This is a genomic window from Streptomyces sp. NPDC052043 (assembly GCF_044548235.1).
Classification (GTDB): domain Bacteria; phylum Actinomycetota; class Actinomycetes; order Streptomycetales; family Streptomycetaceae; genus Streptomyces.
Genome location: NZ_JBIUBT010000002.1, coordinates 430,892 through 442,139 on the forward strand (window position 1 = coordinate 430,892; position 11,248 = coordinate 442,139).

General features: G+C 73.5%; 9 protein-coding genes. 7 read left to right on the forward strand and 2 right to left on the reverse strand.

The genetic code is table 11. The features are described 5' to 3' along the window. Nucleotides 1–50: 50 nt before the first annotated feature. From ACIHCX_RS06560 to ACIHCX_RS06580, 5 genes are all read left to right on the forward strand, one after another. Nucleotides 51–749 (forward strand): pyridoxamine 5'-phosphate oxidase family protein, encoded by a 699-nt coding sequence (locus tag ACIHCX_RS06560; RefSeq protein WP_400027226.1) that lies wholly within the window; start codon nucleotides 51–53, stop codon nucleotides 747–749. Between the two features lie 35 nt (nucleotides 750–784). Then, the gene (locus tag ACIHCX_RS06565) at nucleotides 785–2,140 is read left to right on the forward strand and encodes a radical SAM protein (protein WP_400027228.1); all 1,356 of its coding nucleotides are present in this window, start codon (nucleotides 785–787) and stop codon (nucleotides 2,138–2,140) included. Nucleotides 2,141–2,355: 215 nt separating this feature from the next. Continuing rightward, nucleotides 2,356–3,912: a cellulose binding domain-containing protein gene (locus ACIHCX_RS06570; protein WP_400027230.1), complete on the forward strand. Its 1,557-nt coding sequence runs from the start codon at nucleotides 2,356–2,358 to the stop codon at nucleotides 3,910–3,912. 235 nt (nucleotides 3,913–4,147) lie between these two features. Further along, nucleotides 4,148–6,532 (forward strand): phosphoketolase, encoded by a 2,385-nt coding sequence (locus tag ACIHCX_RS06575; RefSeq protein WP_400027232.1) that lies wholly within the window; start codon nucleotides 4,148–4,150, stop codon nucleotides 6,530–6,532. Between the two features lie 168 nt (nucleotides 6,533–6,700). Then, nucleotides 6,701–7,393, forward strand: coding sequence for a response regulator (locus tag ACIHCX_RS06580; RefSeq protein ID WP_400027234.1), 693 nt, complete (start codon nucleotides 6,701–6,703; stop codon nucleotides 7,391–7,393). A gap of 56 nt (nucleotides 7,394–7,449) precedes the next feature. Here the strand turns inward: ACIHCX_RS06580 and ACIHCX_RS06585 are convergent, their stop codons facing one another. Beyond that, the gene (locus ACIHCX_RS06585; RefSeq protein ID WP_400027236.1) at nucleotides 7,450–8,124 is read right to left on the reverse strand and encodes a CBS domain-containing protein; all 675 of its coding nucleotides are present in this window, start codon (nucleotides 8,122–8,124) and stop codon (nucleotides 7,450–7,452) included. Nucleotides 8,125–8,355: 231 nt separating this feature from the next. Here ACIHCX_RS06585 and ACIHCX_RS06590 point away from each other — a divergent pair, with 231 nt between their 5' ends. Next, nucleotides 8,356–9,249, forward strand: a complete 894-nt coding sequence (locus tag ACIHCX_RS06590) for a pyridoxamine 5'-phosphate oxidase family protein (protein WP_400027238.1) — start codon at nucleotides 8,356–8,358, stop codon at nucleotides 9,247–9,249. Between the two features lie 465 nt (nucleotides 9,250–9,714). Then, the gene (locus tag ACIHCX_RS06595; RefSeq protein ID WP_400027240.1) at nucleotides 9,715–10,722 is read left to right on the forward strand and encodes an Acg family FMN-binding oxidoreductase; all 1,008 of its coding nucleotides are present in this window, start codon (nucleotides 9,715–9,717) and stop codon (nucleotides 10,720–10,722) included. 49 nt (nucleotides 10,723–10,771) lie between these two features. Here ACIHCX_RS06595 and ACIHCX_RS06600 read toward each other — a convergent pair whose 3' ends face one another. After that, nucleotides 10,772–11,194: a pyridoxamine 5'-phosphate oxidase family protein gene (locus ACIHCX_RS06600; RefSeq protein ID WP_400027243.1), complete on the reverse strand. Its 423-nt coding sequence runs from the start codon at nucleotides 11,192–11,194 to the stop codon at nucleotides 10,772–10,774. Nucleotides 11,195–11,248: the final 54 nt, after the last annotated feature.

The following is an 11,248-nucleotide window of genomic DNA, read 5'->3' on the forward strand; positions in this document are numbered from 1 at the left end:
TTGCGTGAAAGTGTGGCCGTCAAGCTGCGATATCAGTAAATTCTCAGGGTATGACTCACTCACCCCTGCCCGCGGACCTGCCCCAGACCGAGCTGACCCGCCATCGCCGCCTGCGCGAGCAGGGCAGCCCGGCTCGCGCCGACCTGGACGCGATACTCGACGCCGGTTTCGTCTGCCACCTCGGGGTCGTGGTGGAGGGGCGGCCCCTGGTCGTGCCGACCGTGTACGGGCGGGACGACCGGTGGCTCTACGTGCACGGCTCCGTCGCCAGCCGCAGCCTCGCCGGAGGCACCCCCGCCTGTGTGACCGTCACGCACGTCGACGGGCTGGTCCTCGCCCGCTCGGTCTTCGAACACGGTGTGAACTACCGCAGCGCGATGATCCACGGTGAGGCCCGCAAGGTCACCGACCCGGAGGAGAAACTGGAGGGGCTGCGCCGACTCACCGAGCAGTCGGCGCCCGGACAGTGGGAGTACGCCCGTCGGCCCCACCGCAAGGAACTCGCGGCCACCACGCTCCTCGCGCTCTCCCTCGAGGAGGCCTCGGTCAAGATCCGCACCGGTGCGCCCGACGACGGTGACGGACCGGACGCGGAGTCGGGACTGTGGGCCGGAGTGCTGCCGTTGGCCGCCTTCTGGGGCGCGCCCGTGCCCGACCCGGCGCTGCCGCCGGACGTCACGCCCCCGGCTCACATCGCGCGCCGCGAGGGGACCCGGCACCACCCGCACGTGAGCGTGGGCATACCGTGAGGAGTCGTACACGCGAGTCGGGAGGAGTCAACGGGATGGGCAGCCGTACCGAGCTGGTCGAGGATCTGATGGAGCGCTTCCCGCACGTGCCGCGGGAGGCCGTCTTCAAGGAGGACCTGCTCCGGGGCGGTGTGGCCTTCGACCCGTCCGCGCTCAGTGACAACGAGAGCGGCGAGGTCAAGCCGAAGTCGTACTTCATCTTCTCCTTCGACCACGGCACCCTGCCCGAGCTGGGGGAGGCCGCGCTGCGGCGGCCGCCGGAGGAGATCATCCTCACCGGCGGACCGTACGACCTGCGGCGGACCGTTGTCTCCGTTCGGGTGAACCCTGCCTCGCCCTACCGTGTGGCAGCCGACGGCGAGGGGCTGCTCGGCCTCTACCTCGACGGGAAGCGGATCGCCGACGTCGGTGTGCCGCCCATGCCCGAGTACTACCGGCACACGCTGTCCAACGGGAAGTCCGTGATGGAGGTCGCCCCGACCATCCAGTGGGGCTACCTGATCTACCTCACCGTCTTCCGGGTCTGCCAGTACTTCGGCGCCAAGGAAGAGTGCCAGTACTGCGACATCAACCACAACTGGCGCCAGCACAAGGCGGCCGGCCGGCCCTACACCGGCGTCAAGGACGTGGACGAGGTCCTGGAGGCGCTGGAGATCATCGACCGGTACGACACCCAGAAGGCGTCCACCGCCTACACCCTCACCGGTGGCGCCGTGACCTCCAAGGTGGCGGGCCGCGACGAGGCCGACTTCTACGGCCACTACGCCAAGGCCATCGAGGAGCGCTTCCCGGGCCGCTGGATCGGCAAGGTCGTCGCGCAGGCGCTGCCGAAGCCGGACGTGCAGCGGTTCAAGGACTACGGCGTGCAGATCTACCACCCCAACTTCGAGGTGTGGGACCGCCGTCTGTTCGAGCTGTACTGCCCGGGCAAGGAGCGCTACGTCGGCCGTGACGAGTGGCACCGCCGCATCCTGGACTCCGCCGAGGTGTTCGGCGCGCGCAACGTGATCCCCAACTTCGTGGCGGGCGTGGAGATGGCCGAGCCCTTCGGCTTCACCACCGTCGACGAGGCCATCGCGTCCACCACCGAGGGCCTGCGCTTCTTCATGTCGCACGGCATCACGCCCCGCTTCACCACCTGGTGCCCGGAGCCCACCACCCCGCTGGGCAAGGCCAATCCGCAGGGCGCGCCGCTGGAGTACCACATCCGGCTCCTCGAGGCCTACCGCGCCACGATGGACGACTTCGGCCTCTCCTCGCCCCCCGGCTACGGCCCGGCGGGCCCCGGACACGCGGTGTTCTCGGTCAGCTCCTTCATGGACAGCCTGCCGGCGGCCGACGAGACGCCGCGGGAGGCCGCGGAGCCGGGGGCGGGCGGGGCGGCGCGGTAGGATTTCGCGGTGCGTTTTCGGATCCCGTGAGTCGATTGGGGGCTTCGGTCCGTACTACGGAGCGGAGTTGCGTACCGCGGGATCCGTCACGGCAATTGGATGCGTGGCTTGTCAGTTGTGTCAAAGCCGTGAAAAGCTCTTGCCCTGCCGCGAGGTTCCCCCCAACTCCTCCCTGAATGCAGAGAGTTGTCCTCGCCCGTGGATGCAGGAGAACCATGCCCGACCTGCCGAGCCCCAAGGATGCCACCGAGGCCGCGCTGTTCGCCGAGTGCTGGGACGCCGTGCTCTCCTACGCCGACCTGTGCACGGCCGGCTCCGGCGCGGCCGGGCGACTGGCCACGGAGGCGTTCGCGGCGGGCGTGCGCGAGGTCCGGGCCGCCGAGGCCGGTGCGTCCCGGGGCCGCCGCACGCCCCGGCTGCCCTCGATCCCGCTGACGCTGACCGCTGTGCGCGCCACCGCCGCGTCCTGGGAGGCCGACGGTCTCGGCGACCGGCTCGACCCGGACCTGCGCCTGTGGCTCAACTCCGACCAGGCCGCCCGCTGGACCGGCCCGCCGCCGCGCCGCCCGCTCGCCCTGCGCGCCCTGCGGGACCTCCAGGAACCGGACGCCGCGCTGCTGTGGCTGGCCGAGGTGGAGGCACTGCCGTCGACCGTGGTGGCCCGCCGCCTGGGCCTTGACCCCGCACGGGTGTCCGAGGAACTCGACCAGGTGCGGAGCCTGTTCCGGGACCGCTGCCGCCGCAACCACCTCGACTCCCCGATGGACACGGAGTGCCGCCGCTACGCCGGGCTGCTGGACGCGGTCACCCGCCCCGGGTCCGCCGCCGGGACCCCCGACGACCTCTCCCGACACCTCGCCACCTGCGAGGGGTGCGCGCAGGCCGCCGCCTGCCTGCGGCCGCACCGGGGCGGACTGCCCGCCGCGCTGGCCGGCGGCGTCATCGGCTGGGGCGGCCAGGCCTATCTGGAGCGCCGCCGCCGGGCCGCCGAGGTCCGGCTCGGCGCCCGCCGCTCCGCGGCGGCGGACACCGGTGGCGGGGAGCCGCAGGAGGGTGCCGCGAGGGCGCGGGTCGTGCGCGGCGGCCTGCTCGTCGCGGCGGTCGCCCTGTCCGGGCTGGCGCTGGCCGTGTCGATGATGCCGTTCGGCGGCTCCGCGAACGACACCACGCGCGGTGAGGCCGGCAACCAGCCGGTTGCCGACGGCCGCCAGGCCGACGACCCGGCCGCCCCGCCGGTCGCCGAGCCCCTGCCGTCCGCCCCCGTCCCGGCCTCGGTGTCCGCGGTCCACGAGTCGTCCGCGAGCGGCGCGGCGACCCGGTCCGGCCGCACGAACCCCGACCCGGAACCGCAGGGCACCGCCTCGGCCACCGCCGACGGCGGCGACTCGCCGGACCCGGGGACGGACGGGCCCGGGACGGGCGGCCCGGGGAGCGGCGGGCAGGGGAGCGCCGGGACGGGCGTCTGCCGGGTCCAGTACGACCTGACGAACCAGTGGACCGACGGCTTCCAGGTCAAGGTCACCGTCACCACCGCCCGCTCCCTGGACACCTGGAGCCTCGCCTGGTCCTTCCCCGACGGGCAGCAGATCGGCCAGACGTGGGACGCGACCGTCACCCAGAACGGCTCCCGCGTCACCGCCACCGCCACCGACTACAACAAGTCCGTCCCCGCGGACGGCACCCTCTCCTTCGGCTTCCTCGGCACCTGGCACGGCCACAACTCCACGCCGTACGACTTCACGCTCAACGGCCACAGCTGCGCGGCGGTCTGACCCCGGGGCCACGGGCCACCCGATCCCGTGCTCCTGCCGGGCCACCCGATCCCGTGCTCCTGCCGGGCCGCCCGATCCCGGGCCGCGGACGGGGCCCGGCCCGAGGAGTGACCCGAACGGCCCTGTCGGGTACCCGCGCGGGACATGGAGGGTGGGAGGGTGTGCCGCCCACACGCGGCACCCCCGACCCGCACGCGGTACCCCCGACCGCGGTCCCGACCCGGAAGGAACCCCGATGTCCGTCGAGACGCAGCAGGCAGCCGCCGGGCTCACGGACGAGGAGCTCGCGACGCTGGACGCCCACTGGCGCGCCGCGAACTACCTCTCCGTCGGCCAGATCTACCTCATGGGCAACCCGCTGCTGGCCGAACCGCTGCGCCCGGAACACATCAAGCCACGCCTGCTCGGCCACTGGGGCACCTCGCCCGGCCTCAACCTGGTCCACACCCACCTCAACCGCGTCATCAGGGCCCGCGACCTGAACGCCCTGTGCGTCTGGGGCCCCGGCCACGGCGGGCCCGCCGTGCTGGCCAACTCCTGGCTGGAGGGCTCGTACACCGAGACCTATCCGGACATCACCCGGGACACGTCCGGCATGGCGCGGCTGTTCAAGCAGTTCTCCTTCCCCGGCGGGGTGCCCAGCCACGTCGCCCCCGAGACGCCCGGTTCCATCCACGAGGGCGGCGAGCTCGGCTACTCCCTGTCCCACGCCTACGGCGCCGCGCTCGACAACCCGGACCTGGTCGTCGCCTGCGTGATCGGCGACGGCGAGGCGGAGACCGGCCCGCTGGCCGCGTCCTGGCACTCCAACAAGTTCCTCGACCCCGTCCACGACGGAGCGGTCCTGCCGATCCTGCACCTCAACGGCTACAAGATCGCCAACCCGACCGTCCTGGCCCGCCTCCCCGAGGCGGAACTCGACGACCTGCTCAGGGGCTACGGCCACGACCCGATCCACGTCACCGGCGACGACCCGGCCCTCGTGCACCGCGTCATGGCCGCGGCCATGGACACCGCGCTCGACCGCATCGCCGCCTTCCAGCGCGCCGCCCGCGCCGACGGCGCCACCGAGCGGCCCCGCTGGCCCGTGATCGTGCTGCGCACCCCCAAGGGCTGGACCGGACCCGCCGAGGTCGACGGGCTGCCCGTGGAGGGCACCTGGCGCTCCCACCAGGTCCCGCTGGCCGGCGTCCGGGACAACCCCGAGCACCTGCGGCAGCTGGAGCAGTGGCTGCGCTCGTACCGCCCCGAGGAGCTGTTCGACGAGCACGGCGCCCCGCGCCCCGCCGTCCTGGCCTGCGTCCCGCACGGCAGCCGCCGGCTCGGCGCCACCCCGCACGCCAACGGCGGACTCCTGCTGCGCGAACTGCCCCTGCCCCCGCTGGAGAAGTACGCCGCCGAGGTCGACAAGCCCGGCGCGACCCTGCACGAGCCCACCCGCGTCCTCGGCGACCTGCTCGAGGACGTCATGGCCGCCACCGCGGACCGGCGCGACTTCCGGCTCGTCGGCCCCGACGAGACCGCCTCCAACCGCCTCCAGGCCGTCTACGGCGCCAGCGGCAAGGCGTGGCAGGCGCTGACCCTGCCGGTGGACGAGCACCTCGACCCGTACGGCCGGGTGATGGAGATCCTGTCCGAACACACCTGCCAGGGCTGGCTGGAGGGCTACCTCCTCACCGGCCGGAACGGACTGTTCTCCTGCTACGAGGCCTTCGTGCACATCGTCGACTCGATGGTCAACCAGCACATCAAATGGCTGCGCGTCACCCGCCGGCTGCCCTGGCGGGCCCCCATCGCCTCGTTCAACTACCTGCTGACCTCGCACGTGTGGCGTCAGGACCACAACGGCTTCTCCCACCAGGACCCCGGCTTCGTCGACCACATCCTGAACAAGAGCCCCGAAGCGGTCCGGGTCTACTTCCCGCCGGACGCCAACACCCTGCTGTCCGTGGCCGACCACGCCCTGCGCAGCCGCGACTACGTCAACGTGATCGTGGCCGGCAAGCAGCCCTGCTTCGACTGGCTGTCCATGGAGGAGGCCACGGTGCACTGCGCGCGCGGCGCCGGCATCTGGGAGTGGGCCGGCACCGAGGACGGCATCCGGGAACCGGACGTCGTGCTGGCCTGCGCGGGCGACGTGCCGACCCAGGAGGTGCTGGCCGCCGCCCAGCTGCTGCGCCGGCACCTGCCCGACCTGGCCGTGCGCGTGGTCAACGTCGTGGACATCGCCCGGCTGCTGCCCAGCGAGGAGCACCCGCACGGCATGACCGACTTCGAGTACGACGGGCTGTTCACCCGGGACAAGCCGGTGATCTTCGCCTACCACGGCTACCCGTGGCTGATCCACCGCCTGGCCTACCGGCGGGCCGGCCACTCCCACCTGCACGTGCGCGGCTACAAGGAGATCGGCACCACGACGACGCCGTTCGACATGGTGGTGAGCAACGACCTGGACCGCTACCGCCTGGTCATGGACGTCATCGACCGCGTCCCCGGCCTCGCGGTGCGCGCCGCGGCCGTCCGCCAGCGCATGGAGGAGACCCGGCTGCGCCACCACGCCTGGATCCGCGAGCACGGCGTGGACCTGCCCGAGGTGGCGGACTGGTCCTGGGACGGCTGACCGGGACCTGTCCCCCGGTGTGCCGGGCGGCGGGCAGGATCCCATCACCGGCGTGCGCGGACCAGGGCCGATCGGCCCTGGTCCGCGCACCCGGTTCGGTGAAGGATCCTGGAGACAGGCCGGCACACGCCGACACACCACACGCCGACACACCACAAGGAGCGACCGATGGCGGACCGCGAGCAGGCCGGACCCGACACCCCGATCCGGGTCTTCCTCCTCGACGACCACGAAGTGGTGCGGCGCGGGGTGCACGACCTGCTGAACGACGAACCGGACATCACGGTGGTGGGCGAGGCCGCCACCGCAGACCAGGCCCTGGTGCGCGTCCCCGCCCTGCGTCCGGACGTGGCGGTGCTCGACGTCCGGCTGCCGGACGGCGACGGCGTGACCGTCTGCCGCGAGCTGCGCTCCCGCCTGCCGGACCTGGCCTGTCTGATGCTGACCTCGTTCGACGACGAGGAGGCACTGCTGGACTCGATCATGGCGGGCGCCTCCGGCTACGTGCTGAAGCAGATCAGGGGCTCGGACCTGGTCTCGGCGGTGCGCACCGTCGCGCGCGGCCAGTCGCTGCTCGACCCCAGCGCCACCACGAAGCTCATGGCCCGGCTGCGCGGCGGGCAGCAGCCGGAGGAGGAGCCGGACGCGCTGCCCGGCCTGACCGACCGCGAACGGGAGATCCTCGCCCTGATCGGCGAGGGCCTGACCAACCGCCAGATCGGCCAGCGCCTCTACCTGGCCGAGAAGACGGTGAAGAACCACATCTCCCGGCTGCTCGCCAAGCTCGGCGTGGAGCGGCGCATCCAGGCCGCCGTCATCGCCACCCAGGCCAAGGACCGGCTGCGCGGGCAGACCCCCTGACCTCCGGGCGGCGTTCGGGTGCCGGCGGTACTACGGGTGACTCCCGTGCCGGTGCCTCAGGCGCGGTCGGCGCGTGTGCCGGTGGCGTCGTGCCGGTAGACGACGTCGGAGCTCACCGACACCACGCCGTCGACCCCGCCGCACAGGCGCTCGATCACCGGGATGAGGCTCCTGGCCTGCACGGTCCCCTTCAGTGAGACCCGCCCGTCGGACACCGCGACCGTCACGTCCGCCGGGGTCAGCCCCAGGGTCCGCGCGAGCACGTCCTGGGTGATCTCGTCGAAGACGGCCTCGTCCCGGCGGAGGAAGACCCGCAGCAGGTCGCCGCGGCTGACGATGCCCACGAGGGAGCCGCCCTCGTCGACCACGGGCAGCCGCTTGACCCGGCGCGCGTCCATCAGCCGCGCGGCCTCCACGACGGTCCACTCGGGGCGCGCGCACACCGCGGGCGCCGTCATCAGGTCCTCGGCGGTGCCGGCGCCGGACCCGCCGTGCTCCGCGCCCTCGGCCCGCGAGCCGGGCATCAGGCCGGCCGGGTCCGGGCGGCCGGCGACCGTGCGCAGCAGGTCCGCCTCGGAGACCACCCCGACGGGACGGTCCAGCGCGTCGACCACGGGCACGGCCGTCACCTCGTTGTCGGTCAGCGCTTTGGCGACCTGCTTGAACGGGGTGTCCCGGCGGACGCGGACGACTCCGCGGGTCATGAGGTCCTCCACCGTACGGTGTCGCATGACGTCTCTCCCTTCGGTCCGCTCGACCGGTTCGGGTGCGCCGGTCCACGGTTAGCCCGTGGGCCCGCACTGTCCACGGTGGCGGCGGCGCGCCCGCGCGGGCTTGGGCCCAACGCGCACGAAGACGGCGCCGTTCGTCCCTTCCGCGCGGGACCTCGGTCCCCGTTGGTGCGGGCGGCGGGGACGGGCGATCCTGGAGGGCGGACCCCCTTGCCCCAGGGAGGGATGGCCATGCACGCTGAGCTGGGCGACCGGCTGGTCGTCGAAAGCCCGGTCACCGGAGACATCCGGCGCGACGGCGAGATCGTCGGCCTGCACCACGAGGACGGCACCCCGCCGTACGACGTGCGCTGGTCCGACACCGGCGAGGTCACGCTGGTGTTCCCCGGGCCGGACACCCACGTCCGGCACCCCGGGACGGAGGACGAGGGGACCGCGGCCGGCGGACAGACCCCCGCGCGACCCTCCGGCGCCGGGTCGGCGCGGCCCGGGGACTTCGGCAGGCGGCTGGCGGCCGCCCGCAGGCAGCGGGGACTGAGCCTGGAGGAGACGGCGGGCCGGGCCCGGATGTCCCCGCAGTACCTCGCCTATCTCGAGCAGCGCCCGTCCTCGCCGGGGATGGGGACCGTCCTGCGGCTGGCCGACGCGCTGGGCACCACACTGGTCACGCTGACCGGCGGTGACCAGGACCTGCCACCCGGACAGGGACACGCGCTGCTCCACCCCCGGCTGACCTACCTCGGCCCGGACGAGTGCCGGGCGCTGCTGTCCACGCACGGAGTGGGGCGCGTCGCGCTGACCGGCCCGGACGGGCCCGCCGTCCTCCCGGTCAACTACGACGTGGTGGACGACGCCGTCGTCTTCCGCACCGCGCCCGACGCGGCCCCCGCCGAGGCCGTCGGCCAGGAGGTGGCCTTCGAGGTGGACCACGTCGACGAGACGATGAGCCGGGGCTGGAGCGTGCTGGCGGTCGGCCGCGCCGAGGCCGTCACGGACGCCGAAACGGTGCGCCGGCTGGAGGCACGGGTCCGCTCCGACCCCTGGGCGGGCGGGCCGCGAACCCTGTGGGTGCGCATCCGCCCGGCTCGGCTGACGGGACGCCGCATCACTCCCGCGGGGCGGTGAGCGCGGGACGGCGGTGAGCGCGGGGCCGCCCGCCGAGCGCGACCGAGGGCCCTGAGGCGCCGGACGGGTCCCGGCCTCGTCCTGAGGGGCCTACGGGTCCTGAGGATCCTCGCGTCCTGCGCGTCCTGCGCGTCCTGCCGTTCTGCGGTCCGTACGGACACGCATGGACGGGAAGGACAACCCGCTTCTCGCGGATCCTGATTGCGCGGTGCGCGGCTCGCGCCGCTTCTCCGCGTCTTCCGGTCCTTCCCGTCACTCTCATGACACCACACGGGCCGCCGCGGCACCAGGGCCGCCGCGGCACCAGGGCCGCCGCGGCACCAGGGCCGTCCGGCCCGGGCCGGCGGCCGCGGCCCCGGTCGGGACCTGCGGCCCTCCCGAGGGACCGCTGAGCCCTTCTGCCCCCGCACGGCGGCGAAGGAGGGTGGACGGGGAAGCGACAAGGGAGCCCATGGAGGAGCCGTCATGCGGACACCGGTAGTCGACGCGACCACCCTGGAGAGCCTGCTGTACTCGGCCGTGGCGGCTCCGTCGATCCACAACACCCAGCCCTGGCGGTTCGGCATGGACGCCGACACCCGGTCCATCCACGTCCGCGCCGCGTCACGGGCCCTGCCGCTGACCGATCCGCGGCAGCGCGCCCAGCACCTGTCCGTGGGCGCGGCCGTCTTCAACCTCCGGGTCGCCGCGGCGCACCTCGGCTGGGACCCCGTCGTGACGCTCCTGCCCGACCCGCGCGACCCCGACCTGCTGGCCACCGTCCGGCTGTTCGTGGCGGCGCCGGACGCACAGCCGTCGTACCGCTGTCTGTACGACGCGGTCGCGCGCCGGCACACCAGCCGGATGCCCTTCACCGGGCGGCCGGTTCCGGAGCACATCGTGCTGGACATGGTCAAGGCGGCGCGGATCGAGGGGGCACACCTGGACGTCCCCGACTTCGCCGGCACCCGGCACCTGCTGAGCCTGACCGCGCAGGCCGAGGCGCGCAACGCCGCCGACCCGGCCCGTACCGCCGAGACCAGGGCCTGGGTCAACGCGCCGGACCTGAGCCTCCCGCACGGCATTCCGCTCACCTCGCTGGGCCCGCGGGACAGGGCCGGTCGGATGCCCATGCGGGACTTCACCGGCCCACTGCCCGGGCTGCGCCCGCCCGCTCTGCGTTTCGAACGGCACGCTCAGGTGGCACTGTTGTGGACCGCGCACGACCGGCGGGAGGACTGGCTGCGCGCGGGGCAGGCGATGGAGCGGGCTCTGCTGGTGGCCACCCGGTACGGGGTGCGCACCTCGATGCTGCACCAGGCGATGGAGTGGCCCGACCTGCGGGCGACGATGGCGGCCCCGAGGCTCCGCTGCCGCCCCCACCTGCTGATCCGCTTCGGCTACGGCCCGGACGGCGGCCGCACCCCGCGCGCGGCCACCCGAGTGACCGACGCCGACGAGACAGCGGCGCACACCACGGGCCGGACCGGCTGAGGGCCGGCCCGGCCACTGCCCCGCCCGCCGACGTCGACCGGCGACGTCCTCAACTGGCGACGTGGAGATCCGTGAGTTCCCGACCGGTGACCATCGTGGCCTCGATGCGGATGAAGACGTCCTCCTCGATCGGCATCCAGGAACGCGGTCCGGTCTGCATGAGGCGCTCGTGCTCGACCGGATCGGTCACCACGGTCGCCCGGCCGGTGACGACGACACTCCAGCCCGACCGGCTCTCCGCGTCGAACGCGTCGGCCTCGAAGGCCACCACGACCCCGTCGACGGCGCGCACGAGGTCCGATCCCGCGGAGGTGCGCAGCAGCACGGAGGCGTCCGCCGCCAGGGCGAAGTTGACGGGGAGCACCGCGGGCAGCGCCTGCCGCGTGTAGACGACACGGCCCACCGGTACCTCGGCCATCAGGCGCAGGCACTCCTGCCGGTCCATCGAGCGAAAGCCATCATTGTCGGACACCCTTCCATGGTCGCCGCGCACCCGACCCGGCGTTAGGGCCTGTTGGCCCACATC

Bases quoted from the DNA above. Each gene is read 5' to 3' on its own strand.
- ACIHCX_RS06580 (WP_400027234.1), top strand. From the start codon at position 6,701: ATGGCGGACCGCGAGCAGGCCGGACCCGACACCCCGATCCGGGTCTTC.
- ACIHCX_RS06560 (WP_400027226.1), top strand. From the start codon at position 51: ATGACTCACTCACCCCTGCCCGCGGACCTGCCCCAGACCGAGCTGACC.
- ACIHCX_RS06575 (WP_400027232.1), top strand. From the start codon at position 4,148: ATGTCCGTCGAGACGCAGCAGGCAGCCGCCGGGCTCACGGACGAGGAG.
- ACIHCX_RS06595 (WP_400027240.1), top strand. From the start codon at position 9,715: ATGCGGACACCGGTAGTCGACGCGACCACCCTGGAGAGCCTGCTGTAC.
- ACIHCX_RS06570 (WP_400027230.1), top strand. From the start codon at position 2,356: ATGCCCGACCTGCCGAGCCCCAAGGATGCCACCGAGGCCGCGCTGTTC.
- ACIHCX_RS06590 (WP_400027238.1), top strand. From the start codon at position 8,356: ATGCACGCTGAGCTGGGCGACCGGCTGGTCGTCGAAAGCCCGGTCACC.
- ACIHCX_RS06585 (WP_400027236.1), bottom strand. From the start codon at position 8,124: ATGCGACACCGTACGGTGGAGGACCTCATGACCCGCGGAGTCGTCCGC.
- ACIHCX_RS06565 (WP_400027228.1), top strand. From the start codon at position 785: ATGGGCAGCCGTACCGAGCTGGTCGAGGATCTGATGGAGCGCTTCCCG.